Origin of the sequence: Pseudogulbenkiania sp. NH8B (genome assembly GCF_000283535.1) — a bacterium.
GTDB lineage: Bacteria > Pseudomonadota > Gammaproteobacteria > Burkholderiales > Chromobacteriaceae > Pseudogulbenkiania > Pseudogulbenkiania ferrooxidans.
Genome location: NC_016002.1, coordinates 3,055,658 through 3,080,539, shown reverse-complemented (window position 1 = coordinate 3,080,539; position 24,882 = coordinate 3,055,658). Strand labels below are relative to the sequence as shown.

Below are 24,882 nucleotides of genomic sequence, written 5' to 3'. Positions count from 1 at the left end.
CGTTTGCTCAGAAATCAGAAAAAGCGGGGGTCGAACAGGCCCTTGACCCCGCTGCTGAACTCGACGCCCAAGCGGCGCGCGAAACGGCTGGGGAAGGTGTCCTCCGGGGTGTAGTCGACGGTCTTTTCAGACTTGATGACGTCGCGCGCCACGCTGTGCACCGTGCCGTAGCCGTCGGCCAGGCCCAGCGGGATGCTCTTGGTCCCCAGCCAGATCAGGCCACTGAACAGCTCTGGGTCGTTGTGCAGGCGGGCGCCGCGCCCGTTCTTCACCGCCGAGATGAATTGCTGGTGGATGTCATCCAGCAATTGCTGGCGAATGGCTTCCTGCTTGGGGTTGAGCGGCGAGAACGGGTCGCCCATCGCCTTGTTTTCCCCCGAGGTCCTCAAGCGGCGCTCGACCCCCAGCTTCTCCATCACCCCGGTAAAGCCGAAACCGTCCGACAAAACGCCGATCGAGCCGATGATGCTGGCCTTGTCGACGAAAATCTTGTCCGCGGCGGCGGCGATGTAGTAGCAGCCTGAGGCGCACACTTCCTCGACCACGACGTAGAGCGGGATGGCCGGATGCAGTTTCTTCTGGCGGCGGATTTCGTCGTAGACCATGCCCGACAGCACCGGGCTGCCGCCCGGGCTGTTGGCCTGGATGATGATGCCGCGGGTGTTCTTGTCGCGGTAGGCGTCGTTCAGCCCGGTGATCAGCTTCTCGGCGGTATCGTTGTCGCTGTCGATGACGCCTTTGAGCTGCAGCGTGGCGGTGTGACCGTCACCGATCAGCCGCTCGCCCGGCACCTCGTCCTTGGTGTAGAACAGGCCGAAAACCGCGGCGCCGATGATGACGAGCCAGGCCAGCCGGAAAAAGATTTTCCACTGGCGGGTGCGGCGCTGTTCCACCAGCGAGGCCATGGCCAGCTTTTCCAGTAGCTGGCGTTCCCATTGCGGGTTATCGTTCACCGTTTTTCTCCGTGTCGCCGCGTGCGGCGGCGGTTACACAAAACACCTGGCCGTCCTGCTCGCTGATGTTGATGGGGATCAGGCGCTGGCCGCGGCAGGGGCCGCCGACACACAGGCCGCTGTCCGGCAGATAACGTGCGCCGTGCATGCTGCACACCAGGTAATGCCCGGTCAGGTCGAAGACCTCGCCATCGGTGAGGTCGAGCTCGACCGGAATATGACGACAGCTGTTATGGTAAGCGAAAACCCGGCCCTGGTAGCGAAAGACCAGCGCGCTGACCGGCTGGCCGTTGGCGTCGGTGGTCTCGAAGCGTACCGCCTTACCGCTGTCGGCCAAGTCGGCGGAGGCGCAGATCAGCCGATTTGCGGTTTCAGCCATTGCAGCAGGCTCCGGAAGTCGTCGAACAGGGCCAGCGGCTGGCACTCCCGTAGCGCGGAAACCGGATGGGCACCGTAGCTCATGCCCACCTTGTGGGTGCCGGCGTTCTGCGCCATCAAGAGGTCGTGCGTGGTGTCGCCCACCATCAGGGTGCGTCCGGGGGCGACGCCGAGTTCGTCGGTCAGTTCCAGCAGCATGGCCGGATGGGGCTTGGAGTGGCACTCGTCCGCCGTGCGGCTGGCATGAAACAGCGTGCCCAACCCGGTTTCGGACAGTGCCCGGTCGAGGCCCTTGCGGCTTTTGCCGGTGGCCACGGCGAGGAAGAGCCCGCTCTGCTGCAGTTCGGCCAACCCTTCCTGCACATGCTCGAACAATTCTATCGTAGCGTCCCCGTTCAGGTAATGCTGCCGATAGGCGTCCACCATGTCCTCGAAGCGCTCCTCCGGCAGGCTGGGGCAGACGTGACGCAAGGCATCCCCCAGGCCCAGGCCGATGACATGGCTGGCGGCGCTGCGGTCCGGCACCGGCAAGCCCAGATCGGCGCAGGCCTTCTGGATCGAGGTGGCGATGTGGGCGGTCGAGTCCATCAGGGTGCCGTCCCAATCGAAGACGATCAGATCAAACGTTTTGTTCATGCGGCCTCAGACTGTCGAGGAAGTGGGCGAGTTCGGGCGGAAGCGGGGCCTGGAAGCTGAGCGGCTCGCCGGTCAGCGGGTGCGGCAAGGATAGCGAGGCGGCATGCAGGAACATGCGGCGCAGGCCGCGCCGGCCCAGCTCGCGGTTGAGGGCCGCGTCGCCGTACTTGTCGTCGCCGGCGATGGGGTGGCCGCTGGCCGCCATGTGCACCCGAATCTGGTGCGTGCGGCCGGTGCGCAGGCGCGCCTCGACCAAGGTGAAGTCGGCGAAGCGTTCCTGCACCTTGAAAATGGTATGGGCGCTCTGGCCGTTGTCGGCGACGCGCACGCGGCGCTCGCCCTCGGCGTTGGTGAACTTGAAGAGCGGCAGCTTGACGTGCTTGTCGTCCTGCCAGCGCCCCACGCCCAGCGCCAGGTAGCGCTTGTCCGGCGTGCTCGAGCGCATCATGTCGTGCAGCTTGAGCAGGGCCGAGCGCTTCTTGGCCAACATCAGGAGGCCCGAGGTCTCGCGGTCGAGCCGGTGCACCAACTCGAGGAAACGGTACTCCGGGTAGGCCTTGCGCAACTGTTCGATGACGCCGAACGAGACGCCGCTGCCGCCGTGCACCGCGATGCCGGCCGGCTTGTCGATGACCAGCAGGGCGTTGTCTTCGTAGATCACCGGGAAGGTTGTGGCCGGAGCGTCGTTCTCCTGCCGTTCCGCCACGCGCACCGGGGGGAGGCGGATCTGGTCGTCGGCCTGCAAACGGTAGGCCGCATCGATGCGGCCCTTGTTCACGCGCACTTCGCCGGAGCGCAGGATGCGGTAAATATGGCTCTTCGGCACGCCCTTGAGCAGGCGAACCAGGAAATTGTCGATGCGCTGGCCGGACTCGGCCTCGCCCACCGTGTAGAAGGTTACAGAGTCTTTGCGAATATCAGTCATATTGCTTATACTTCTTGCGCCTCGACACGTTATTTTGCAACGCATCGCTGGCGAATCCGGAAGCAAGGGTCATGGGTTTAGCGCCTGATGACGCTGCTGCGGGGAAAGAGTTCGGCCGGCAGGGTGTTCCCCTGACCTGACGCCGGATGAACCGGCCGCAGCCAAAGGTTAAGTCGCTCACCGAAAAGTAGCGATGGTAATGCATTTGATCGCATAACGCACTCACGAGCATTCCATTCCCTGATGCAAAGCCAGTCAGGGAATCCCGCAGCAAAGTTTGACCCGGCACGAGCGCCCCTGCCCGGCGACATCCCAGAAGCCAATGCCAAGGATGCCGACCGTACCCACTGTATGACAATGCATGCGCGGGCGTCGTTCGTGTGAGAGAAAATCAGGAAGTCGGCTTGTTAAATCCGTTTTTCATGCTCTTTAGACCACTACTTCTTTCGGAAAGCGCCCATTTCTAGCCACTGGGCCGTCAAATACTGGCTGCGTCCTTGCGTGAGTGCCGCGCAGGGAACGTATACATGAAACGTATGCTGTTTAACGCAACGCAGGCCGAAGAGCTGCGCGTTGCCATTGTCGATGGGCAGAAGCTCATCGATCTGGATATCGAAACGGTCGGGAAAGAACAGCGCAAGGGGAACATCTACAAAGGTGTGATCACCCGCATCGAGCCTTCGCTCGAGGCCTGCTTCGTCGATTACGGCACCGACCGTCACGGTTTCCTGCCCTTCAAGGAAGTCTCCCGTTCCTATTTCCAGAACTACGAAGGTGGCCGTCCGCGCATTCAGGACGTGTTGCGCGAAGGCATGGAAGTGATGGTGCAGGTCGAGAAGGACGAGCGTGGCAACAAGGGCGCGGCCTTGACGACCTACATCAGCCTGGCCGGTCGCTATCTGGTATTGATGCCCAACAACCCGCGCGGCGGCGGCGTTTCGCGTCGCATCGAGGGCGAGGAGCGGCAGGAACTGAAGGATCTGCTGGCGCAGCTGGAAGTGCCGCAGGGCATGAGCCTGATCGCGCGCACCGCCGGCATCGGCCGTACCTTCGAAGAGCTGCAGTGGGACCTCAATTACCTGCTGCAACTGTGGCGCGCCATCGAAGGCGCCGCCGGCGCCCAGAGCGGTCCGCTGCTGATCCTGCAGGAGGGCAGCCTGGTGATTCGCGCCATCCGCGACTACTACCAGCCAGACATCGGCGAAATCCTCATCGATACCGAGGAAATCCACGAGCAGGCGCGCCAGTTCATGGCGCACGTGATGCCGAACACCATCAACCGGGTCAAGCTGTACCAGGACCCGGTGCCGCTGTTCTCGCGCTTCCAGATCGAACACCAGATTGAAACCGCCTTCTCGCGCAGCGTGCAGCTGCCGTCCGGCGGTGCCATCGTGATCGACCATACCGAGGCGCTGGTGTCGGTGGACGTCAACTCGGCGCGCGCCACCAAGGGCGCGGACATCGAGGAGACGGCGCTCAAGACCAACCTTGAAGCGGCTGAGGAAATCGCCCGCCAGCTGCGCCTGCGCGACCTGGGCGGCCTGATCGTGATCGACTTCATCGACATGGAGATTCAGAAGAACCAGCGCGAGGTGGAAAACCGACTGCGCGACGTGCTCAAGCACGACCGCGCCCGCGTGCAGATGGGCAAGCTGTCGCGCTTCGGCCTTCTGGAACTGTCGCGTCAGCGCCTGCAGCCGAGCCTCGGCGAGACCAGCCACGAGCCGTGCCCGCGTTGCCACGGCATCGGCTTCATCCGCGGCACCGAGTCCTCCGCGCTGCACATCCTGCGCATCATCCAGGAAGAGGCGATGAAGGAGAACACCGGTGCGGTGCATGCCCAGGTGCCGGTGGACGTCGCTACCTTCCTGCTCAACGAGAAGCGTGCCGAAATCTATTCGATCGAAGAGCGCCTCGATGTCAGCGTGGTGCTGATTCCGAACATCCATCTGGAAACCCCGCATTACAAGATCGTGCGCGTGCGCCACGACGACATGAGCGAACTGGGCGATCTGCCGAGCTACAGTCGTGTCGAAATCCAGGAGGAAGAAGGCACGGCCAACTTCGGCCAGGCCAAGCCCAAGATCGAACGTCAGGAAGCCGCGGTCAAGGGGATTACCCCGTTGCAGCCGGCTCCGGAAGTGGCCGCTCCGGCGGCCCCGGTCGAGCAACCGGTTGCCGCTGCCGCTGCCGCCGCGCCGGTGCAGAGCGCGGGTCTGATCGAACGCCTGGTGGGCTGGTTCAAGTCGGTGCTGGCACCGGCAGAGCCGGCCAAGCCGGCGCCGGTGGAAGTCAAGAAGGAGCCGGTGCGCGAACAGCGCAACCCGCGTTCCCGCCAGGGCGATCGCCGTCATGGCAACCAGGTGCGTCGTGACCGTGACGAGCGCCGTCAGGGTGGTGCGCAGCAGGAAGATCGTCGCCGTCCGGCCGCGCCGGCCGAGGCGCGTGGCGAGGCTGGCCAGGAGCCGCAAGCGCGTCAGGAGCGTGCACCGCGCCGCGAGCGTGCCGAGCGAGGCGAACGCGCCGAACGCGGAGAGCGTCGTGAACCGCGCGAACCGCGCGAACCGCGTGAGGCACGCGAGACCCCGCGTCCGCAGCCGCAGGCTGCCGAGGACAAGGCGCCGCAGTCGCCGCGTCAGCAGGAACCCCGTCGTCGCCCGACCCCGCAGGTCAGCGAAGTGGAGCAGGTCAAGGAGCCGGTCGAGCAGGCTAATCTGGAGGAGGTGAAGTCGGCCGAGATGGTGCCGGCGGTTGCCGAGGAGGGCGGCGAGACCGCGGAGCGCGGCGAGCGTCGTCGCCGTCGTGGCCGTCGCGACCGTAACCGTCGTGAAGGTATCGAGGCACAGCGTGACGGCACCCTGCAGCAACCGACCGAGGCCGAGGGCGAGGTCGTGGCGGAAGCCGTCGCGCCCACCGAGGCGGCCGTGACGGAAGCGGTTCAGGTTGCCGAGGCCCCGCAAGTGGCCGAACCGGTGGCTGTCGCTGCTGACGAGGTGCCGGTAGCGAAGGCGGCCGAGGTCGTGGTCGCTGCTGAAGCCGCAACCGAGGTGGCGGTGGAAGCGGTTGCCGCAGAGGCGGTTGTCGAGGCGCCCGTGGCAGCGGTCGAACCGACGGTAGCGGGAGCGCCGGTCGCCGAACCGGTACAGCCGGAGGTGGCCGAAGTCGCCGAACCTGAAGTGGCGGCGCCGGTCGTCGTCGCGACGGTTGAGGAGGTGGTTGCGGCGGAGGTGGTGACGCCTGCCGTGGCGGTCGAGCCGGTCCAGGCCGTCGAAGCGCCTGCCGAAGCGGTGGCCGAGGTAGCGGCGGAGCCGGTTGCGGCACCGTTGAGCCAGGAGCCGGTGGCCGAGGTTGTTGCCGTCGCGGTGGAGACGGCCGCTCCGGTTATCGCTGCTGCGCCTGCAGCGATCGACCTGGGTGGTCTGGTCATGGTCAGCACCAAGCCGACGGCCGAGGCGCAGCCTCAGCCGCTGGTCGAGCCGGTGGTGACGGGGGTGCGCCGTCGTGAAGCGGTGCGCGAGTCGCTCGAGTCCGGCGCCCCGGTGGAGCTGGTGCAGGTGGAGACCCGGCACTGAGGTAGAAAAAATCGTTCGAGGTGACTCGACGGTGTTGACGAAGGGGAGAGTTTTGTTTATGATTCTTTCCTCTTCAGATGTTCCCTGATAGCTCAGTTGGTAGAGCGACGGACTGTTAATCCGCAGGTCGCAGGTTCGAGCCCTGCTCGGGGAGCCAAAGTATTTCCAAGGACGCCGGCTGCAAAGCCGGCGTCCTTTTGTTTTTGTCCCTTCACTGTTGTCTTACGTGCTAACCGCCGCGCCGGCGTCGGTGCCCTATGGCGTTGCCATGTACTGCGGGCACGATTATCTCCTTTCCATCGTTTTGCCGGCGTTGCCCGGCGGTTGCGGTCGATCCGGGGAGGGGGCGCCTGCCCGTTTGGGTTTTCGGATGGCGTAGCCTGGTCGTGACGCTTCCGGGTGAGGACCGCCGTGCCTGGTTCCAGATAGGGCCTGGTGGCTTGGGTTTGGGTGGTGGCATCGGGAAGCGGCGCCTCGGCGTGTTGGCGGGGGTGTGATTTTTCACACTCACCGAGGTTTAATGTGCTCGCTGGTTTGGTCGCTTTGTACTGGTGACGGCGATGACGCCGGTCCCGATTAGCCCAAAAGGAGCACTAAACCATGCTGAGCCTGCAAACCAACGCCGCCGCCCTGTTCACCAAGAGCAACCTGAACGCCAGCCAGAGCGCCCTGACCACCGCGATGACCCGCCTGGGTACCGGTTTCCGCATCAACTCGGCCATGGACGACGCCGCTGGCCTGCAGATCGCCACCCGCCTGGACGCGCAGAGCCGTGGCATGACCGTGGCGATGAAGAACGCCCAGAACGGCATCAGCATGCTGCAGACCGCCGACGGCGCCTTGGGTGAAGTGTCCAACATCATGCTGCGCATGAAGGACCTCGCTACCGAAGCGGCCAACGGCACCGCCAGCGCCGCCGACCAGACCGCGGCCCAGGCCGAATTCGCTCAGTTGGGCAACGAACTAACCAACATCATGAGCAACACCAAGTTCGGTGGCACCGCCTTGCTGGCTGGCGGCAAGCTGGGCACCGGCCCGGTCACCTTCCAGATCGGTTCCTCCGCCAGCGAAACCTACGCCTTCGATGCCTCCACTCAGATGGGCACCTTCGCCACCTCGATGGCCGCGCTGCAGGGCGGCGACCTGACCACCGGTGCCAACGCCGCGATCACCCTGGCCGAGACCGCGCTGAATGACCTGGGCACGGTGCGTTCGGCCATCGGTGCCGGCGCCAACCGTCTGGACCATGTCTACAACAACCTGTCCAACGTCAACAACAACACCCAGATCGCCAAGGGCCGCATCATGGACACCGACTATGCTGCCGAAACCGCGTCGATGACCACCAAGCAGATGCTGATGCAGGCCGGCACCGGCATGCTGAAACAGAGCGGCACCATCGGCCAGCTGGCCATGTCGCTGATGCAGTAAGGTGCAGGGAGGATGGGGAGGGCCAGAGCGGCCTTGTCCTGTCGGGAGCGTGCGATGGGTTTCACGACGCTCCTCCCTTCCCACGGTATCCAGGCCAGCCGCTTTTGTGCGGCTGGCCTTTTTCATTGGGGTTGACCGATGGTGGAACGTATTGCGGCGCTGTCGCCAGTGGCAGCGGTGGGGCGCAGTGCCGCCGCCCAGAGCGGACGCTTACCGGTGGCCGGCGAGGAGCTGCGGCTGATCCTCGCCACGCGGCAGACCGACGGCACGCTGGAGCTGCAGGGCGCGGGGGTGACATGGCTGCTGCCGGGGTGGCCGCTGCCCGGAGAGGTTCCGGCGCCGGGCAGCGAGTTGCGCTTGCTGGTGCGCGCGGTGACGCCACGCCTGGAACTGGTGTGGCTGGATGCCCCCGGGGTTGCCGCGACGCCGGAGGAGGGCGCTGCGGCGCCGGCCTGGCAGAGGGATCAGGCGAGCTGGCCACGGCTGACCCTCGAGCGTCCGGATGCGGCGAAGTTGGGGGGCGATTGGCGTGAGGCCTTGCTGGGCAAGCTGGCCGTCAGCGCGGCGCGCTTCCGGCAGGAGGGCGGCAGCCATCTGTCCGGCGCCTTGCTGCTGGCCGCGCCGCAACTGGCGCTGGCCGGGTTGCGGGGACAAACGTTGGCCGAAGCCCCGTTGCCGCTGACCCTGCCGCTGTGGCTGTGGGGCGGGCCGGCGCTGGCCTTGAGTGTGGAAGACGCCATGCCGGGGCAGGACGAGGCGTCGGACGACGACACGCTGGATCTGCTGCTGGAGGCGACCTTGCCGGAGGTCGGCTGGATGCGGCTGCGGCTGCGTCTACAGCCAGCGGGCGTGGTTCTGGTGTTGGTGGCGTCCGCCGCGGGCTGCCGGTGGCTGGCGGCGTGGCGCGAGCCGATTCGCCAGGCGGTGGAGCGTACCGGGCTGCATCTTGTCGCCTGCCATATCGGCGAACGGGATGTGCTGCCGGGGCTGGCGCTCGGGCGCCACGGCGTCAGCCTGCTCGAGGCGAGGCGGGTGTCGCTGGCGCTGTTCGCCGTGGCGGCGGAAGTGATGTTGTTGCTCTGCCCGCCGCCGGAATCGGTGCCGGGCGGTGCGTCGGCCGGGCTGGTTTAGGGGGCGATGTGCTGCACCCAGCCCATGTTTCTGCGGGGGAGGCTAGTTCGCTGCTGTCGGCTTGTCGGGAGGCGCGCGTGGGGTTGCGCTGCGCTCTAACGTTTTAGCCCCCATCCTGCGTTTCTTCCCCTCTGACCGTTCAGCCCAGCGTGCCGATCAGGCTGACTTCGCGGTTTTCCGGCACTTCGTTGTAGGACAGCACGTTGAGGCCGGGGGCGAACAGCCGGCCGTAGCGCGCCAGGAGCGGGCGGATCTGCGGCATCACCAGCAGGATCGGCGCGGTGGCGTGCTGTTTCATCTGGTCGCGGATGATCGGCATGTTGACCTGCAGCTGCTGCAGCACGTTGGGGTCGATCGGGAAGCTGTCGAGCGCCGGCTTGCCGGTCTGCTGCGCCTGCGACAGTGCGCCCAGCAGCAGGTTTTCCAGCTCGGCGGTGAGGTTGAACGCCTTCATCTCGCCGCGCGGCCCCAGGATGCCCTGCACGATCTGGCGCTTGAGCGCACTGCGCACCTCGGCGGCCAGCATGATCGGGTCCTTGCTGGTGTCGGCGGCTTCGACCAGGGTGGTGGCGATCGGCACGATGTCCTTGAGCGACACGGTGTCGGTCAAGAGGGTGCGGAATACCTTGAGTTGCTGGCTGGGCCCCAGCGCCTGGGTCAGTGCCTGGGAGAGCTTGGGGGCCAGCGCCGACAGCCGCTCGCCCAGCGCGGCGACGTCGTCGTGGCGGAACAGTTCGGCCAGGTTTTCGCGCATCACCTTGTTGAGGTGGGTGGCGATCACGCTGGGGCAGTCCACCACCTGGTAGCCCAGCCCCAGCGCGCGCGCCTTGTCGTCCGGCGCGATCCAGGTCACCGGCATGGCGTAGGCCGGGTCGATGCCGGGGAGGCCGTCGAGCTGGCCGTACACCTCGGGCGAGGGGATGGCCATCAGGCGGTCGGCGTAGACCTCGGCTTCGGCCAACGTCGCCCCGTTGATGGCGATGGCGTACTGCGAGGGCTTGAGGCGCAGGTCGTCGCGCACCGTCACCGCCGGCAACAGGACGCCCATGCTCTCGCTCAGGGTCTGGCGCACGCCCTTGACGCGCTTGCTGAGCGGCGCGCCCTGCGCCTTGTCGATCAGCCCGACCAGCTTGTAGCCCAGCGTCAGCGACAGCACCTCGACGTAGGGCAGGGCGTTCCACTCCAGCTCGATTTCGCCGTCGGCCAGCAGCGCCTGGTGGACCTTGGCCGGGTCGGCCGCGGCCGGGGCATGCTCGCCCGCGCGGCGCAGGCGCCAGCCGACGAAGGCGAGCAGGGCGGCGAAGGCGAGGAAGGTCGGCCACGGCATGCCGGGGATGATGGCCAGCACGAACATCATGCCGGCGGCGGACAGCAGCACCGTGGGCGAGGCCAACAGCTGCGAGCCGACCTGCTCCTGCATGTCGCCCGAGTCGCTGACGCGGGTGACGATGATGGCGGCGGCCGACGACAGCAACAGCGCCGGGATCTGCGCCACCAGGCCGTCGCCGATAGTCATCAGCGCGTACTGGCGGAAGGCGTCGGCGAAGCCCATGTCGTGCATCAGGGCGCCGATCGCCACGCCGCCGAACAGGTTGATGATCAGGATCAGGATGCCGGCGATGGCGTCGCCGCGCACGAACTTGGAGGCGCCGTCCATGGCGCCGTAGAAGTCGGCCTCGGTGGCGATGTCGCGGCGGCGCTGCTGCGCGGCTTCCTGGTTGATGACGCCGGCGTTGAGGTCGGCGTCGATCGCCATCTGCTTGCCGGGCAGGGCGTCCAGCGTGAAGCGCGCCGACACCTCCGAGATGCGCTCGGCGCCCTTGGTCACCACCACGAAGTTGATGATCATCAGGATCACGAACACCACCAGGCCGACCACGAAGTTGCCGCCGATCACCACGTGGCCGAAGGCCTCGATCACCCGGCCCGCCGCCGCCGTGCCCTGGTGGCCGTTGAGCAGCACCACGCGCGTGGAGGCGACGTTGAGCGTGAGGCGCATCAGCGTGGTGGCGAGGATGATGGTGGGGAACACCGAGAAATCCAGCGGTCGCCTGGCCGACACGCTGACCAGGATGACGATGATCGCCAGCACGATGTTGAAGGTGAACAGGGCGTCCAGCATCAACGGCGGCAAGGGCAGGATCACCATCGCCAGGATGGCGAGCAGGTAGAGCGGCGCGGCCACCTTGTGGCGGGCGATTTCGGCGAACAGGCGGGACAGTGACTTCATGCTGGATTTCGGGGTTCGGCCAACTCGTGCGGGACCGGCAGCTCGGCCGGCAATTCCGGCCGGCTATGCCGCGAACCCGCGCGGAACGCCTTCAGTTGCAGAACATAGGTCAGCACCTGCGCCACCGCCCGGTAGAGCGGGGCGGGAATCTGCTGGTTGACCTGGGTGGTGTGGTAGACGGCGCGCGCCAGGGGCGGGATCGGCAAGACCTCCACCGCGTGCTCGGCCGCCACCTGGCGGATGTAGAGCGCCATCTCGTCGATGCCCTTGGCGATGATGAACGGCGCCTCGGCGCGGCCTTCGTCGTATTTGAGGGCCACGGCGTAGTGGCTGGGGTTGACGATCACGACGTCGGCGGTCGGCACCGACTTGCGCACGCCGCGCTGTGCCATCTGCAGTTGCAGCTGGCGCACGCGCTGCTTGATCTCGGGGCGGCCTTCGGTGGTTTTGTACTCGTCCTTGATCTCCTGCTTGCTCATGCGCTGCTGGCGCAGGAACAGCAGGGTCTGCAGCGGCAGGTCGATCAGCGCGAAGGCGATGAACACCGCGGTCAGCGCCAGCAGCGCGTCCATCAGCAGGCTGGCGGCGCGGCTCAGCGCCTCGTCGAGCGGCACGCCCTGCAGCGCGAAGAAGTCTTGCGCCGCGCCGCGGCTGACGTGGTACAGCACCGCGCCCAGCACCAGCGCCTTGACGATGGACTTGGCGATGTCGCTGGCGTGCTGCGGCGAGGCGATGCGGCCGAAGTGGGCGAGCGGGTTGAGGCGGTCGAGGCGCGGCTGGAAGTGGCGGGCGGCGAATACCCAGCCCCCCGGAAACAGCGACACCGTCGCCACCAGGAGCGGAATCACCGCGAGCGGCAGGATCATCTTGAGCAGCAGCGTCAGCGTGCCGGAAAACAGCATCGACCAGGTGTTGCCCAAAGCGCCCTGGCCCGACAGCGTGGCGAACGACAGCGCGAACAGGCGGCGGAAGTCGTCGAGCCAGCCCGGCATCGACAGGAAGGCGAGCTTGAGCGCGACGAGCAGGCCGATGGCGCTCGCCATGTCGCGCGAGCGCGCCACCTGGCCCTGCTGGCGCGCCTGGCGCAGTTTGTGCGGAGTGGCCTTTTCGGTCTTGTCGCCGCCGCGCGTCTCAGCCATGGCCGTGCCCCAGCATGCCGTCGAGCATCTGCAGCAGCTGCCCGGACAGGCGCAGGTACTGCTCCGGCACGAAGCGCACGATCAGCCCCAGGGTGCCGAGCCCGAACAGCGTCACCACCGGGAAGCCCAGCGAGAACAGGTTGAGGGCGGGGGCGACGCGGTTGATCAGGCCGAAGCCGATCTGCACCACGAAGGTGGCGAACACTGCCGGCAGCGCCAGCAGGATGGCGGCTGCCAGCACCCAGCCGACGCTGTTGGCGAGGGTCTGTAGCGACAGCGCATCGATGCCGCTGCCGACCGGCCAGGCCTTGAAGCTGGTGTACACCACCTGGATCAGCACCAGGTGGCCGTCCACGGCGAAGAACACCATGGCACCCAACAGGTAAAGCAGGGTGGAGACCACGTCGGAGGAGTTGCCGTTGCCGGGGTCGTTCATCACCGCCATCGACAGCCCCATCTGCGACGACACCAGGAAGCCCAGCAGTGACAGCACCGCCATCACCAGCTGGAACGCCAGGCCGAAGATCAGGCCGATGATGGCCTGCTCGACGGCGACGGCGATGCCGTAGAGCGAGAACGGGTCGATCGCCGGCATGCCGCGCAGCGCCGGCAGCGACGCCACCGCCAGCGCCAGCGCGGCGCCGATGCGCACGCGCGCCGGCGTCATGCCTTCGCCGCTGAGCGGGGCGACGGCGAGCGCGGCGAGGAAGCGGCAGAACGGCCACCACAGGGCCGGCAGCAGCTGGATCAGGTCGGCGAACAGGCCGGTCATGGCGGCGCGCCTGTCATCCCACCAGCGTGGCGGCGCGGTGGAACATGTCGATGCAGAAGTCCATCAAGAGGCCGGTCATCCAGTGCCCGGCGAGCGCGATGGTGCCCAGCGTGATCAACAGGCGCGGCAGGAAGGACAGCGTCTGCTCGTTGATCTGGGTGGCGGCCTGGATCAGGCTGACCACGACGCCGACGATCAGGCTGGGCAGCACCAGCAGCACCACCAGGGTGACCACTACGCGCAGGCTGTCGTTGACGAGGTCGACCGCGATATCGGGGGTGAGCATGTCAGTAGGCCTGGATCGAGGTGACGAGGGTGTTGACGGTGAGCGACCAGCCGTCCACCAGCACGAACATCAGGAGCTTGAGCGGCAGCGAGATCACCAGCGGCGACAGCATCATCATGCCCATCGCCATCAGCACGCTGGACACCACCAGGTCGATCACCAGGAAGGGGATGAACAGCATGCAGCCGATCTGGAACGCGGTTTTCAGTTCGGACAGCACGAAGGCGGCGAGCTTGACGGCGAAGGCGTGGTCCTGCGGCCGCGCCACGTTCTCCTCGCCGGACAGCTTGGCCACCTGCGCCAGCGCCGCCTTGCTGGTCTGCGCCAGCATGAAGCGCGAGATCGGCTGCTGCGCCACGTCCAGCGCCTGCTGCATGGTGATCTTGTCCTGGTCGAACGGCAGCATCGCCTTGTTCCACACCTCCAGCCCGACCGGGCGCATCACCAACAGCGTCAGGATCAGCGCCACGCCGGTCACCAGGCGGTTGGGCAGCCCCTGCTGCAGCCCGAGCGCCTGCCTCAGCAACGACAGCACGATCACGAAGCGGGTGAAGCTGGTCATCATCAGCATCAGCACGGGCAACAGCCCGAGCAGGGTCATGATGATCAGGATCTGGGTCTTGACCGTGAAGTCGACCGGGGTGCCGCCAGCGTTGGCGGACAGCAGCTTGAGCGTGTCGGCGGCCCAGGCCGGCGCCGTCGCCAGCAGCAGGGCGGCGGCCAGCGCGAGGCGCGGCAGGCGGTGTCGCGGGGGGGTCATGGCGCCAGGGTGTCGAGGTCGAGGTCGTTGAGTTCGACCACGCGCAGGCCGTAGTTGTCGCCCGCCACCACCACTTCGGCGCGGCCGATCACCGAGCCGTTGATCTTGATGTCGAGCGGCTCGCCGGCCAGCTTGTCGAGTTCCAGCACCGAGCCCTGGCCGATGTTCACCAGGTCGGCCAGCGAGATGTCGGCGCTGCCGACTTCCAGCGTCAGCGTGACCGGAATCTTGCGCAGGAAGTGGCTCATGTCGCGTGCCGGGCGGACCGGCGCCGCGCTGGCGGGGGCGTGCTCCGCTGGCGCGGCATCGATATCCTTCAGCATGCCGTCCAGGTCGAAATCGTCGTTCAGTTCCATTGCTTACTCCGCATCGTCGAATGAGGTCAGGCACAGCTTGCCGTGGCTTTCGGCCACCGCGGCGGTGAATACCCGGGTGCGGCCGATGTAGACGTCGGCCTGCTGCTGCAGGCTGACCGGCAGCACCGAGCCGACCCGGAGGTCGAGGATTTCGCCCAGCGTCAGGCGCTTTTCCATAAGGCGCGCCGACAGCCGGATCGACAGTTGTTCGGCAAACGGCCGCGCCAGCGTCTTGCCCGCGGCCGGGCTCGGCAGCGCCGCCTGCAGCGGCAGCTGGCGCAGCACCTGGGCGAACACCGCCGCGTCCAGCGCCAGGCCGATCTGGCTCGCGCCGCCGCTGCCGGCTTCGCCCAGCGTCAGCTGCATGTGCCAGGCCGGCGCGTCGCCGGGGGGGAAGGGCAGGGTCTCCACCGCCGGGGGGGCCTTGAGCGTGGGCAGCGGGCGGCGTGAGAGGCGCCGCACCGCCTGCACCAGGCGCGCGGTGAGGCGCTCGCCCAGCATGCGCGCCAGGCGCCGTTCGGTTTCGGTTTCGCGCGGCGGCTGGGTGGCGGGCAGCGCCGGGCTGGCGCGTCCGCCGTAGCGGTAGTCGAGGATGCGCAGCAGCAGCGGGCGCGCCACGTTGACGCCGATGCCGGCACCGTCGAGGCGGTGCCAGGTGCGGCGCTCGGGGTCGAGGTCGGCCTGGCCGGCCTGCACGCCCTTGAACTGGAACTGGGCGCGGTAACGGGCGTTGAGCTCGTGCGCGACGAAGTCGGCCAGTTCCTGTTCCACCAGCCGCAGGAACACCGGCAGCAGATGGAAGGGGCGTCCCAGCGTGGTCGGGTCCAGCGCCGCTAAGCGGGCTCCGTCGGCGGGAGGAAGGATTCTGGACTTGGGCATGGCAGGTCTGTTCGGGTTGCGGGGCCGGCCTGCGGCGGGCGCGCCGCGGCGGGACAAATGATCGCGCATCTTACTGAATGGCCGTGGCACTGGGAGGTGAAAATTCACATAAGCAGTTGTGAAAATTCACGGCGCTTATCAGTAAGCAAAAGTTTAAACTGCCCGGAAATTTGCCAAGGATAGGCTGGGGAAGATACGGATTCGGCTCCGCCAGTTCCGGCCCTGCCAACGGCCCTGTACCGCAAGGAATTCCGCATGACTCCATCCCTGGGCGTGATGATCAACGCCGACCAGACGCAACTGCTCCGTGACATGTCGGGGCTGACCAAGGTGGCGGCCGCCGCCGAGCCGGCCGGACTGGACGCCGCGCCGGCGGCGTCGAGCTTTTCGCTGGCGATGCAGGGGGCAGTGCGCGAGGTCGACGCCCAGACCCGCGCCGCCAACGACAAGATGGCCGAGGTGGACAGCGGCAAGAGCGACGACCTGGTCGGGGCGATGATGCTGAGCCAGGAGGCCAGCCTGTCGTTCTCGATGCTGATGCAGGTCCGTAACAAGGTGGTCGGCGCCGTCGACGACCTGATCAAGATGCCCATCTGAAGCGCAGGTCCGACGTGATAGCTCAACTCCGTTCCGGCCTGGCCTCGTGGCGCGGCCTCGCCGCCCGCCGCCCGGCCATGCCCGCCGCCGCCGTCCGCACCCTGTTGCCGCTGCTGGTGCTGGCCATCGGCCTGACGCTGGCGGTGACGTTCTGGCTGTGGCGCGACGATGCCCGCTACAAGCCGGTGTTCGGCGCCCAGGAAAAGGTGGTCGCCGCCGACATGATGGCGGTGCTCGACGCCGAGAAGATTCCCTACCGCCTTCATCCGCAGACCGGCCAGGTGCTGGTGCCGGACGCCGACCTGGGGCGTGTGCGCATGGCGCTGGCCGCCAAGGGCGTGGTGGCGCAGCTGCCGGCCGGGCTGGAACTGTTGGACAAGAACGACCCGCTCGGCGTCAGCCAGTTCGTGCAGGACGTGCGCTTCCGCCGCGGCCTGGAGGGCGAGCTGACGCAGAGCATCCTGGCGCTGGAGCCGGTGCAGGCGGCGCGCGTGCACCTGTCGCTGCCGCGCTCCTCGTCCTTCGTCACCGCCGGCGAGGACAAGGGCTCGGCCTCGGTGGTGGTGACGCTGAAGCCGGGGCGGCAGCTCTCCAACGAGCAGATCGCCGCCGTGGTCAACCTGGTGGCGGGCAGCGTGTCGACGCTGAACCCGGCCAAGGTGACGCTGGTGGACCAGGCCGGCAACCTGCTGTCGTCGCGCATCGAGTTGGCCGAAGGCGGCCAGCCCGCCGCCGAGAGCGACGCCGCCAAGCGCTACCGCGAGGAGGCGCTGGAGAACGTGCGCGCGCTGCTGACCCCGGTGGTCGGCGCCGACAACTTCAAGGTCAGCATCACCGCCGAGGTGGACAACGACCGCGTCGAGGAGACGCGCGAGAAGTACGGCGAGGCGCCCAAGATCACCAACGAGGCGTCGCGCGAGGAAAAATCCAACGACAAGCTGGCGCTGGGCATTCCCGGTTCGCTCAGCAACCGTCCGATCAATACCGATTCCTCGGCGCCGGCGCAGGAGAGTGTCGGCGGCAACAGCAAGAATGCCGTGACGCGCCAGTACGCCTACGACCGCAGCATCATGCAGATCAAGCATGCGCGCGGCCGCCTCTCCCGGCTGTCGGTGGCGGTGGTGCTGAACCAGGCTGCCGCGCCGGCCAAGGGCGGCTGGCAGGCGGAGCAGCTCGCCAACGTCGACAAGGTGCTGCGCAACGGCCTGGGCATCAAGGCCGAGCGCGGCGACGCGCTGGCGGTGACGGCGATGAACTTCCCCGGCCAGGTGGCGCTGGAGCCGTGGTGGCAGCAGCGCGACACCCTGCTCGACGGCGCCAGCTGGCTGGCCTACGGCGTGGCAGCCCTGCTGGGCTACCTGCTGATCGCGCGTCCGCTGTTGAAGATTCTGCGCCAGTGGGCGAGCCGGCCGCAGACCGCCGGGGCGCTGGTGCCGCTGGCGACCGATGGCCAGCCGGAGCCGCTGCTGCTGGAGCCGGACGAGCAGCCGGCCGGCACGGCGCCGCAGGGCCGTCCGCTGGCGTTGCCGGAGGGGCAGCCCACCGGTGCGAGCCCGGTGATGCCGCTCTTGGAGAACTACGATTTGCCGCCGGCGGGTTCGTCGGTGGACGTGCTGGTCGACCATCTCAAGGGTCTGGCCGCCAAGGAACCGGAGCGTGTGGCCGAGGTGGTGAAACAGTGGGTGCAGAAAGATGGAAGAAACCAGTAAGCCCGGCGCGAGCGCCGCTTCGGCCAACCTGCCGGCCGATCCCGCCGCGATGACCCCGGTGCAGCAGGCCGCCATCCTGCTGCTGTGCATGGGCGAGGAGCCCGCCGCCGGCGTGCTGCGCTGCCTGTCGCGCGAGGAACTGCTGGCGGTGACCCAGGAGATGTCGGGCCTGAGCGGCATCAAGGTGGACTCGGTCAAGGGCGCGATCCAGAAATTCTTCGACGAATACCGCGAGCAGAGCGGGGTGCACGGCGCCAGCCGCTCCTTCCTCAAGCGCTCGCTCGACCTGGCGCTGGGCAGCGACATCGCCAACAGCGTGCTCGACAACATCTACGGCGACGCCATCCGTCCCAAGATGGCGCGCCTGCAGTGGGTCTCGCCGCAGTGGCTGGCCGATCGTATCGGCAGCGAGCACGTGCGCATGCAGGCGGTGTTCCTCGCCTTCCTGCCGCCGGCGCTGGCGGGCCAGGTGGTGGAGGTGCTGCCGGAAGAAAACCGCGACCGCGTGCTGGTCAACATCGCCCGTCTCAAGGACGTCGACCGCGACCTCCTGCTCGAGCTGGAAGAGCTGGTCAACCGCTGTCTGGAAAGCCTGCACACGCAGAGCACCGCGGTGGAGGGCATGCAGCAGACCGCCGACATCATCAACCGCCTGCCGGGCGACCGTGCGCGCATGATCGAATTGTTGCGCGCGCACGACCCGGACATCGTCGGCGAGATCGAGGCACGCATGTACGACTTCTTCGTGCTGTCGCGCCAGACCGAGACGGTGCTGATGCGCATCGCCGAGGAGGTGGCGCTGGAACAGTGGGCGATCGCGCTCAAGGGCGCCGAGCCGGCGGTGCGCGAGGCCATCGTGCAGACCATGCCGCGCCGCCAGGCGCAGAGCTTCGAGGACATGATGCGCCGCTCCGGCCCGGTGCCGAAAAGCCGCGTCGAAGAGGTGCGGCGCGAGATCATGGCGCAGGTCAAGGCGCTGGCCGACGCCGGCGAGATCGACCTGCAGCTGTTCCCCGAGGAAGTGGTCGAGTGAAGCACTGGCGCCCGTTCCGTTTCCCGCCGTTGCTCCAGGCCCCGTCCGTCGCGTCCGGCCCGCACGGTGACGATGCCGCGCAGCTGCAGGTCTCGGTCGCCGACGGTTTCCGCCAGGGCATGGACGCCGGCTACCGCGAGGGCGTCGCCGCCGGCGAGCAGGCCGGGCGCGACGCCGGCCTGGCCCAGGGGTTGGCCGAAGGCCGCGCGCAGGGTTTCGAGGCGGCGCGGCGCGAGGTGCTGGCGCAGCTGGACGGCCTGGCCGCCCCGCTCGCCGCCGCGGCCGAGGCGATGCGCCGCACCTGCGAGGACTACCAGGGCGCGCTGCGCGAGGACGTGGTCGAGCTGGTGGCCAAGGTGGCGCGCCAGGTGATCCGCTGCGAGCTGACGCTGAAGCCGGCGCAGATCCTCGATCTGGTCGAGGAGACGCTGGCCGCGCTGCCGCCGGTGAGCGGCGAGGTCGAGGTGCTGCTCAACGCCGAGGAATGCGCGCGCATCCGCGAGCTGGCGCCGGAGCGCGCCGCGCGCTGGCGCCTGGTGCCGGACGCCAAGCTGGCCGCCGGCGAGTGCCGCGTACGCACCGCCGAGAGCGAGGCCGACGCCGGCTGCCAGCAGCGCCTGGAGCTCTGCCTCGACAAGGTGCGCGAGCAGCTGGGCGCGGCTGCGCCGCTGACCGCGCCCAGTGGCACGGCCGCGACCGGCGCCGTGGCGGAGGTCTGAGCATGCTGCGCGCCGCGCTGGAAAAGCTGGAGCTGGACGACGTGCCGGTGGCGACCGTCACCGGCCGCCTGGTCGGCGCCTCCGGCCTGCTGTTGGAGAGCGTCGGCTGTCCGCTTGAGACCGGCCAGCGCTGCCTGATCGAAACCGCCGCCGGCGAGTGGCTGCAGGCGCAGGTGGTTGGCTTCAAGCGCGAGGTGTCCTACCTGATGCCGTTCAAGAAGCCGGTCGGCCTGACCACCGGCGCGCGCGTGCAGCCGGCGCCGGATGCCGCCGGGCTGTTCATCGGCCCGTCCTGGCTCGGGCGCATCGTCAACGGCCTGGGCGAGCCGCTCGACGGGCTGGGCCGCCTCGGCGGCGAGCACCCGCTGGCGGCGCATCCGCCGCGCGTCAATCCCCTGAAAAAGCGTCCGGTCGATACCCCGCTCGACGTCGGCGTGCGCGCCATCAACGGCCTCTTGACGCTCGGGCGCGGCCAGCGCGTCGGCCTGTTCGCCGGCAGCGGCGTCGGCAAGAGCGTGCTGCTCGGCATGATCACCCGCCACACCGAGGCCGACGTGGTGGTGGTCGGGCTGATCGGCGAACGCGGCCGCGAGGTGCGCGAGTTCGTCGAGCACGCGCTCGGCGCCGAGGGCCTGGCCAAGGCGGTGCTGGTGGTGGCGCCGGCCGACGAGTCGCCGCTGATGCGGCTCAAGGCCACCGAGCTCACCCACACCATCGCCGCGCATTTCCGCGACCAGGGGCGCCACGTGCTGCTCTTGGTCGATTCGCTCACGCGCTACGCCATGGCGCAGCGCGAGGTGGCGCTGGCGCTGGGCGAGCCGCCCGCCACGCGCGGCTACCCGCCGTCGGTGTTCGGGCTGTTGCCGACGTTGGCCGAAAGCGCCGGCAACGGCGAGGGCGAGGGCAGCATGAGCGCGATCTACACCGTGCTGGCCGAAGGCGACGACCAGCAGGACCCGGTGGTCGACACCGCGCGCGCCATCCTCGACGGCCACATCGTGCTGTCGCGCGGGCTGGCCGAGCGCGGCCACTACCCCGCCATCGACATTGCCGCCTCGGTCAGCCGCTGCATGGGGCTGGTGGCCGGGGCGAGCCAGCGCGAGGCGGCGCGCACCCTGCGCGGGCTGTGGGCGCGCTACCAGGAGGTGCGCGCGCTGATCCCGCTGGGCGGCTACGTGCCCGGCGCCGACGCCGAGACCGACCGCGCGGTGCAACGGATGCCGCTCATCGAACGTTTCCTGCGCCAGGACGCCGCCGTCGCGGCGCCCTACGGCGCCACCCTGCAGCAACTCGAGGAACTGTCCGCATCATGAAACAGCAAGAAGCCCTGCACCGCCTGCAGCTGATGGTGCGGCTGCGTGATAACGACGTGGAACGCCTGGAAACCGAGCTCGTCGCCAAGCGCCGCCTGCAGGAACGCTACCGCCGCAACATCGAGCGCATGGGCGAGCTGTGCGGCCAGAGCGGCGCCAGCGCGGCCACCGCCTCGCCGGCGCTGGCGCTCAACTGCGCCGGCTACAAGGGGGCGCTGCTGCAGCTGATGGCCTCGCAGCAACAGGATCTGAACCTGGCCGAAGCCGACGCCGCGGTGAGCCAGCGCGCGCTGGCGGCGGCCACGCTGCGGCGCGAGGCGCTGGCGCAGGTGCGCGACGACACCGCCGCACGGCTCGCCAGCGAGCGTGCCCGGCGCGAGCAGAAGCACAGCGACGACTTCGCCGGCCAGGCGTGGTGGCGCGGCCGCACCACGGTGTGATTATTCACGCCGCCTGAAGGAAACCGCCGTTCCGGTCGCCTTGAACAGATATTGAGACCGGATAAGGAGCACACCATGGCCGACATCAACCCGACGCAGATGGCCACGCAGCTGGCCAACCTGTACGTGCAGCAGGCGCAGCAGCGCCTGTCGATGCAGAACAGCAGCGCCAAGGCGCGCAGCGACGGCCTGAGCAAGCTGCAGAGCGCGCTGCAGGACTTCCGCTCGGCGCTGACCACGCTGTCGGCCAAGAAGAGCATGGTGGCGATGAGCGCCAGCTTCAGCCAGAGCAACGCCGGCACCGTCAGCGCCAGCGGCACGGCCCAGGCCGGCAGCTACTCGCTGTTCGTCGAGCAGCTGGCGAGCGCGCAGCAGCTGGCGTACGACGGGGTGTCCGGCGCCAGCGGCGGCACCCTCACCGTCAGCCTCGGCGGCAACCCCTTCAGCGTCGATCTCGCCAGCGCCGACCGCGACGGCGACCACAATCTCACCACCAGCGAAATCGCCCTGGCCATCAACCAGGCCTCGGGCAACGCCGGCAAGGTCAACGCCATGGTGCTGACCGCCAACGGCATCTCGCGCCTGGTGCTGACCTCGGGCAAGACCGGGGCCGCCAACACCATCAGCGTCGACGCCAGCCAGGCCAGCGATGCCGCCCTGCAGACCGCGTTCGCGACCTCGTCGCAACTGAGCCCCGCGCAGGACGCCAAGGTCTGGCTGGGCGGGCAGGGCAGCGGGGTGCTGATGCAGCAGGCCTCCAACACCTTCACCGCCATCGGCGGCGTCACCATGACCTTCGGCCCCATGAGCGCCGGCCAGAGCCTGACGCTGGACGTGGCGCGCAGCGACGGCGACACCGGCGGCAACGTGCAGAACTTCGTCGACGCCTACAACACGCTGCTCAAGTCGCTGGGCGGCCTGACCGCCGCCGGGGGCGCCGACAAGGACCAGAAGGCCGGGCCGTTCGCCACCGACGCCGGGGTGCGCTCGCTGCGCGACCATCTCAACACCCTGATCCGCCAGAGCTTCGGCGGCGTGCGCCTGGCCGACCTGGGCATCACCGCCGCGCGCGACGGCACGCTGTCGCTCGACCGCAGCAAGCTCGACAAGCTCCTGGCCAACCAGCCCACCGCGCTCGACGGCTTCTTCAACGGCAGCAACGCCGACGGCCTGCTCGCCCAGGCCGGCAGCTACCTCGACAAGTGGCTCAACGCCAGCAGCGGCCTGATCACGCAGCGCAAGGACAGCGCGCAGCGCATGCAGAACGATCTCGACGCGCAGCAGACGCGCATCGATAACCAGTACGACCAGGCTTACAAGCGCTACCTGGCGCAGTTCACCCAGCTGCAGACCATGCAGGCGCAGATGAGCCAGACCCTGGATTCACTCAACAGCTACTTCAGCAGTAACCCGTAACCGACGACAGGAAGCCACCTTGGATTACGAAGCCTACCGCAGTTACCACTCGGTCAACCTGGAAGCGCAGACCGCCACCGCCTCGCCGGTGCAGCTGGTGCTGGTGCTGTTCGACGGCCTGCTGGAAGAGCTGGCGCGCGCCCGCGGCCACCTGGAGGGCCAGCGTTTCGAGCAGAAGGGCGACAGCATCACCAAGTGCATCAACATCCTCAACGGCCTCTCCAGCGCGCTGGATTTCGAGTCGGGCGGCGAGGTGGTGACCGACCTGGCGCGGCTCTACGACTACTGCGCCTTCCGCCTCTACCATGCCAGCGTGGAGCTCGACGTGGCGGCGCTGGACGAGGTCGTCGGCCTGCTGGGCACGCTCAAGGGCGGCTGGATGGGAGTGCGCGATCAGCATGAAGCCGCCTGAACTCGATCACCTGGAAAGCGCCCTGCGCGTGGCCCTGGCGGCGCAGGACTGGGAGCGGCTGACGGCGCTGGACGCACGGCTGTCGGCGTGGCTGGCCGGCGCGCCGGCGGCCATCGAGCGCGCCCGCCTCGCGCGCCTCTGCGCGCTCTACCGCGACATCCTGGCGGCCGGCAGCACGGCCGGTGCCGAACTGGAACAGCGCCTCGCGCTGCTGAGCCGGGAACGCGAAGGCCAGCTCGCCTACGCCCAGGCCCGGCAATGGGAGGGCGCATGACGACCTTGCCCACCCTGTCCACCGTACCTCTGGCGGAAACCCGTTCCGCCGAACCCGTCGCCGTCGCGGCGGTAGCGCCCGCCGCGACCCCCGCCGCGTCCCCCGACTCCGCCGTGCCGGCCGACTTTGCCGCGGCGCTGCTGGCGGTGGTGCTGCCGGTGCCCGCCCCGGCAGCGCCGGCGCCGGGCACCGCGTCCTCCCCGGCGACCACCGATGCCGGGCCGGACGACGAGCGCCATCACAGCGAGCAGGAGCAGAGTGCCACGGCGTTGTCGGCCGTGCCGGTCACGCCCTTGTCGCTGCTGCTGCCGCCGCTCCCGCTTACCCCGCCGTTGTCTTCGGCCAACCTTTCCACGTTCCAGGGCCTGGCCGGCGTGGCGGCGGGCAGCGTGCCGGCCTCGGCGCGCGACAGCCTGGCCTTCGCCGCTACCACCGCCCCCGTGCTGTTGCCCGACGCCACCTCGCCGGCCGCCGCCGGGCTCCCACTGCGCCTGGCCACGCAGGATGGCAGCACCGCACCGTTGGCCGGCAGCCCGGCGCCGAATCCGCTACCAGGCTGGTTTGTCCACGCCCAAGGCGCCGAGCCGCGCGCGGCCTTGCCGGAATGGGCGCCGCTGGCGCTGCCGGCCGGCCAGCCGGCGCGCTGGGGCGAGTCGCTGCGCGCCGCGCTGGGCGAGCGCCTGGCGGTGCAGAGCACGCACGGCATGGACCGTGCGCTGATCCGCCTCGACCCGCCGTCGTTCGGTTCGCTGGAAATCGCCATCCGCCACGAGGCCGGCACCCTGACGGTGCAGCTGGTGGCCTCGCACGGCGAGGTGGTGCGCCAGCTGCAGGCGATCGGCGACGCGCTGCGCCAGGACCTGTCGGCACGGCAGTACACCCAGGTGGCGGTGGAGGTGCGCGAAGGCGCGCCCGGCGGCCACCAGGAGCAGGGGCAGGGCCGCTCCGGGCGCGACGGCGCGCCGGACGGGCGCAGCCCGGGACGCGCGCTGGCCGAGGCCGGTGGCGATGGTTTTGCACCGTTCGCGCTGGCGCAGGGCTGAGGCAGAGAAAGGACAGATCGGATGAACACGAAAACGATAATGGGTGCGGTGCTGGGGATGGTGCTGGCGGTGGCGCTCGGTGCCGGCGGTGTCTACTGGTGGCTGGGGCAGGGCAAGGCGGCGGCATCACCGGCTGCCGTCGAGAAGGCCGAACCGAGCCGCTACGTCAGTCTGGACAAGGTGATCGTCATGCTGCGCAGCGAGGCGGGCGACCCCGAACTGCACTACATGGCGCTCGACCTGGTGTTCCGCACCGGCGAGACGCACGAAAAGGAGCTCAAGGAGCAACTGCCCTTCCTCAAGACCGTGGCGGTGCGCGCGCTGTCGCCGCTCGCGCTGGCGCGCGCCTCCGGCATGACCATCGACGACTACCAGAAGCTGCTGGGCAAGGCCTACCGCGCCAGCTACGGTGCCGAACACGGCGCCCAGCCGTTCTCCGACGTCATGGTCGGCAAGCTGATCATCGAGTAAGCCCATC

25 protein-coding genes and 1 tRNA gene are annotated in these 24,882 nt (G+C 68.5%); 15 read left to right on the top strand and 11 right to left on the bottom strand.

All coding sequences use genetic code 11. The features are described 5' to 3' along the window. Nucleotides 1-14 precede the first annotated feature (14 nt). The 4 genes from NH8B_RS14150 to rluC are packed head-to-tail and all read right to left on the bottom strand — an operon-like array spanning nt 15 to nt 2,892. Nucleotides 15-953, bottom strand: a complete 939-nt coding sequence (locus NH8B_RS14150) for a S49 family peptidase (protein WP_014087908.1) — start codon at nt 951-953, stop codon at nt 15-17. After that, on the bottom strand, nt 943-1,332 hold the full coding sequence (locus NH8B_RS14145; protein WP_014087907.1) for a Rieske (2Fe-2S) protein: 390 nt from the start codon (nt 1,330-1,332) through the stop codon (nt 943-945). The genes NH8B_RS14150 and NH8B_RS14145 overlap by 11 nt, the downstream gene beginning before the upstream one ends. After that, nucleotides 1,308-1,967: an HAD family hydrolase gene (locus NH8B_RS14140; protein WP_014087906.1), complete on the bottom strand. Its 660-nt coding sequence runs from the start codon at nt 1,965-1,967 to the stop codon at nt 1,308-1,310. Before NH8B_RS14140 ends, NH8B_RS14145 begins: the two co-directional genes overlap by 25 nt. Further along, nucleotides 1,951-2,892, bottom strand: coding sequence for a 23S rRNA pseudouridine(955/2504/2580) synthase RluC (gene rluC / locus NH8B_RS14135; RefSeq protein ID WP_014087905.1), 942 nt, complete (start codon nt 2,890-2,892; stop codon nt 1,951-1,953). Before rluC ends, NH8B_RS14140 begins: the two co-directional genes overlap by 17 nt. A 527-nt stretch (nt 2,893-3,419) precedes the next feature. On the opposite strand from rluC, the gene NH8B_RS14130 reads away from it, so the two are divergent. The 4 genes from NH8B_RS14130 (at nt 3,420) to NH8B_RS14115 (ending at nt 9,026) form a co-directional block, all read left to right on the top strand. Then, nucleotides 3,420-6,464, top strand: a complete 3,045-nt coding sequence (locus NH8B_RS14130) for an Rne/Rng family ribonuclease (RefSeq protein ID WP_014087904.1) — start codon at nt 3,420-3,422, stop codon at nt 6,462-6,464. An 81-nt stretch (nt 6,465-6,545) separates the two neighbouring features. Continuing rightward, nucleotides 6,546-6,621, top strand: a tRNA-Asn gene (locus NH8B_RS14125). A 443-nt stretch (nt 6,622-7,064) separates the two neighbouring features. Then, a complete protein-coding gene (locus NH8B_RS14120) occupies nt 7,065-7,895 on the top strand; it encodes a flagellin N-terminal helical domain-containing protein (protein ID WP_014087903.1) in 831 nt (276 codons plus the stop codon). A 138-nt stretch (nt 7,896-8,033) separates the two neighbouring features. Beyond that, nucleotides 8,034-9,026 (top strand): hypothetical protein, encoded by a 993-nt coding sequence (locus tag NH8B_RS14115; RefSeq protein WP_014087902.1) that lies wholly within the window; start codon nt 8,034-8,036, stop codon nt 9,024-9,026. Nucleotides 9,027-9,165: 139 nt separating this feature from the next. Here NH8B_RS14115 and NH8B_RS14110 read toward each other — a convergent pair whose 3' ends face one another. From NH8B_RS14110 to NH8B_RS14080, 7 genes are read right to left on the bottom strand one after another with little or no spacing between them, the layout of a single operon-like run. Next, a complete protein-coding gene (locus tag NH8B_RS14110; RefSeq protein WP_014087901.1) occupies nt 9,166-11,256 on the bottom strand; it encodes a flagellar biosynthesis protein FlhA in 2,091 nt (696 codons plus the stop codon). Then, nucleotides 11,253-12,395 (bottom strand): EscU/YscU/HrcU family type III secretion system export apparatus switch protein, encoded by a 1,143-nt coding sequence (locus tag NH8B_RS14105; protein ID WP_014087900.1) that lies wholly within the window; start codon nt 12,393-12,395, stop codon nt 11,253-11,255. Before NH8B_RS14105 ends, NH8B_RS14110 begins: the two co-directional genes overlap by 4 nt. Next, complete coding sequence (gene fliR / locus NH8B_RS14100; protein ID WP_008954376.1) at nt 12,388-13,167, bottom strand: flagellar biosynthetic protein FliR; 780 nt, start codon at nt 13,165-13,167, stop codon at nt 12,388-12,390. Before fliR ends, NH8B_RS14105 begins: the two co-directional genes overlap by 8 nt. Nucleotides 13,168-13,180: 13 nt before the next feature. Continuing rightward, nucleotides 13,181-13,453, bottom strand: coding sequence for a flagellar biosynthesis protein FliQ (gene fliQ / locus NH8B_RS14095; protein WP_008954377.1), 273 nt, complete (start codon nt 13,451-13,453; stop codon nt 13,181-13,183). Between the two features lies 1 nt (nt 13,454). Continuing rightward, nucleotides 13,455-14,213 (bottom strand): flagellar type III secretion system pore protein FliP, encoded by a 759-nt coding sequence (gene fliP, locus NH8B_RS14090; protein ID WP_014087899.1) that lies wholly within the window; start codon nt 14,211-14,213, stop codon nt 13,455-13,457. Beyond that, complete coding sequence (fliN, locus tag NH8B_RS14085) at nt 14,210-14,569, bottom strand: flagellar motor switch protein FliN (RefSeq protein ID WP_014087898.1); 360 nt, start codon at nt 14,567-14,569, stop codon at nt 14,210-14,212. Before fliN ends, fliP begins: the two co-directional genes overlap by 4 nt. Before the next feature lie 3 nt (nt 14,570-14,572). Then, complete coding sequence (locus NH8B_RS14080; RefSeq protein WP_014087897.1) at nt 14,573-15,448, bottom strand: flagellar motor switch protein FliM; 876 nt, start codon at nt 15,446-15,448, stop codon at nt 14,573-14,575. A gap of 255 nt (nt 15,449-15,703) precedes the next feature. Between NH8B_RS14080 and NH8B_RS14075 the strand changes: the two genes are divergently transcribed. From NH8B_RS14075 to NH8B_RS14025, 11 genes are all read left to right on the top strand, one after another. Further along, nucleotides 15,704-16,045, top strand: coding sequence for a flagellar hook-basal body complex protein FliE (locus tag NH8B_RS14075; RefSeq protein WP_014087896.1), 342 nt, complete (start codon nt 15,704-15,706; stop codon nt 16,043-16,045). Between the two features lie 14 nt (nt 16,046-16,059). After that, nucleotides 16,060-17,754: a flagellar basal-body MS-ring/collar protein FliF gene (gene fliF / locus NH8B_RS14070; protein WP_014087895.1), complete on the top strand. Its 1,695-nt coding sequence runs from the start codon at nt 16,060-16,062 to the stop codon at nt 17,752-17,754. After that, nucleotides 17,738-18,787, top strand: a complete 1,050-nt coding sequence (locus NH8B_RS14065; protein WP_014087894.1) for a flagellar motor switch protein FliG — start codon at nt 17,738-17,740, stop codon at nt 18,785-18,787. The genes fliF and NH8B_RS14065 overlap by 17 nt, the downstream gene beginning before the upstream one ends. Continuing rightward, the gene (gene fliH, locus NH8B_RS14060) at nt 18,784-19,506 is read left to right on the top strand and encodes a flagellar assembly protein FliH (RefSeq protein ID WP_014087893.1); all 723 of its coding nucleotides are present in this window, start codon (nt 18,784-18,786) and stop codon (nt 19,504-19,506) included. The genes NH8B_RS14065 and fliH overlap by 4 nt, the downstream gene beginning before the upstream one ends. Nucleotides 19,507-19,508: 2 nt before the next feature. Beyond that, complete coding sequence (gene fliI / locus NH8B_RS14055; protein WP_014087892.1) at nt 19,509-20,819, top strand: flagellar protein export ATPase FliI; 1,311 nt, start codon at nt 19,509-19,511, stop codon at nt 20,817-20,819. Beyond that, nucleotides 20,816-21,259 carry a flagellar export protein FliJ gene (gene fliJ, locus NH8B_RS14050; RefSeq protein ID WP_014087891.1) on the top strand — a complete coding sequence of 148 codons (444 nt, stop codon included), beginning with the start codon at nt 20,816-20,818 and terminating at the stop codon, nt 21,257-21,259. Before fliI ends, fliJ begins: the two co-directional genes overlap by 4 nt. Nucleotides 21,260-21,334: 75 nt before the next feature. Next, complete coding sequence (gene fliD, locus NH8B_RS14045; RefSeq protein ID WP_014087890.1) at nt 21,335-22,675, top strand: flagellar filament capping protein FliD; 1,341 nt, start codon at nt 21,335-21,337, stop codon at nt 22,673-22,675. A 19-nt stretch (nt 22,676-22,694) separates the two neighbouring features. Beyond that, nucleotides 22,695-23,087, top strand: coding sequence for a flagellar export chaperone FliS (fliS, locus tag NH8B_RS14040; RefSeq protein WP_008954388.1), 393 nt, complete (start codon nt 22,695-22,697; stop codon nt 23,085-23,087). Further along, nucleotides 23,074-23,361, top strand: coding sequence for an ABC transporter substrate-binding protein (locus NH8B_RS14035; protein ID WP_014087889.1), 288 nt, complete (start codon nt 23,074-23,076; stop codon nt 23,359-23,361). The genes fliS and NH8B_RS14035 overlap by 14 nt, the downstream gene beginning before the upstream one ends. Further along, complete coding sequence (locus NH8B_RS14030; RefSeq protein ID WP_014087888.1) at nt 23,358-24,404, top strand: flagellar hook-length control protein FliK; 1,047 nt, start codon at nt 23,358-23,360, stop codon at nt 24,402-24,404. The genes NH8B_RS14035 and NH8B_RS14030 overlap by 4 nt, the downstream gene beginning before the upstream one ends. 21 nt (nt 24,405-24,425) lie before the next feature. Continuing rightward, on the top strand, nt 24,426-24,875 hold the full coding sequence (locus tag NH8B_RS14025; RefSeq protein WP_014087887.1) for a flagellar basal body-associated protein FliL: 450 nt from the start codon (nt 24,426-24,428) through the stop codon (nt 24,873-24,875). Nucleotides 24,876-24,882 lie beyond the last annotated feature (7 nt).

Coding starts and splice junctions, on each gene's coding strand:
- NH8B_RS14130 (WP_014087904.1), top strand. CDS start 3,420: ATGAAACGTATGCTGTTTAACGCAACGCAGGCCGAAGAGCTGCGCGTT.
- fliR (WP_008954376.1), bottom strand. CDS start 13,167: ATGACCGGCCTGTTCGCCGACCTGATCCAGCTGCTGCCGGCCCTGTGG.
- fliP (WP_014087899.1), bottom strand. CDS start 14,213: ATGACCCCCCCGCGACACCGCCTGCCGCGCCTCGCGCTGGCCGCCGCC.
- NH8B_RS14025 (WP_014087887.1), top strand. CDS start 24,426: ATGAACACGAAAACGATAATGGGTGCGGTGCTGGGGATGGTGCTGGCG.
- NH8B_RS14110 (WP_014087901.1), bottom strand. CDS start 11,256: ATGAAGTCACTGTCCCGCCTGTTCGCCGAAATCGCCCGCCACAAGGTG.
- NH8B_RS14140 (WP_014087906.1), bottom strand. CDS start 1,967: ATGAACAAAACGTTTGATCTGATCGTCTTCGATTGGGACGGCACCCTG.
- fliJ (WP_014087891.1), top strand. CDS start 20,816: ATGAAACAGCAAGAAGCCCTGCACCGCCTGCAGCTGATGGTGCGGCTG.
- fliQ (WP_008954377.1), bottom strand. CDS start 13,453: ATGCTCACCCCCGATATCGCGGTCGACCTCGTCAACGACAGCCTGCGC.
- NH8B_RS14035 (WP_014087889.1), top strand. CDS start 23,074: ATGAAGCCGCCTGAACTCGATCACCTGGAAAGCGCCCTGCGCGTGGCC.
- NH8B_RS14065 (WP_014087894.1), top strand. CDS start 17,738: ATGGAAGAAACCAGTAAGCCCGGCGCGAGCGCCGCTTCGGCCAACCTG.
- rluC (WP_014087905.1), bottom strand. CDS start 2,892: ATGACTGATATTCGCAAAGACTCTGTAACCTTCTACACGGTGGGCGAG.
- fliD (WP_014087890.1), top strand. CDS start 21,335: ATGGCCGACATCAACCCGACGCAGATGGCCACGCAGCTGGCCAACCTG.
- NH8B_RS14030 (WP_014087888.1), top strand. CDS start 23,358: ATGACGACCTTGCCCACCCTGTCCACCGTACCTCTGGCGGAAACCCGT.
- fliN (WP_014087898.1), bottom strand. CDS start 14,569: ATGGAACTGAACGACGATTTCGACCTGGACGGCATGCTGAAGGATATC.
- NH8B_RS14115 (WP_014087902.1), top strand. CDS start 8,034: ATGGTGGAACGTATTGCGGCGCTGTCGCCAGTGGCAGCGGTGGGGCGC.
- fliI (WP_014087892.1), top strand. CDS start 19,509: ATGCTGCGCGCCGCGCTGGAAAAGCTGGAGCTGGACGACGTGCCGGTG.
- NH8B_RS14145 (WP_014087907.1), bottom strand. CDS start 1,332: ATGGCTGAAACCGCAAATCGGCTGATCTGCGCCTCCGCCGACTTGGCC.
- NH8B_RS14075 (WP_014087896.1), top strand. CDS start 15,704: ATGACTCCATCCCTGGGCGTGATGATCAACGCCGACCAGACGCAACTG.
- NH8B_RS14080 (WP_014087897.1), bottom strand. CDS start 15,448: ATGCCCAAGTCCAGAATCCTTCCTCCCGCCGACGGAGCCCGCTTAGCG.
- NH8B_RS14105 (WP_014087900.1), bottom strand. CDS start 12,395: ATGGCTGAGACGCGCGGCGGCGACAAGACCGAAAAGGCCACTCCGCAC.
- NH8B_RS14120 (WP_014087903.1), top strand. CDS start 7,065: ATGCTGAGCCTGCAAACCAACGCCGCCGCCCTGTTCACCAAGAGCAAC.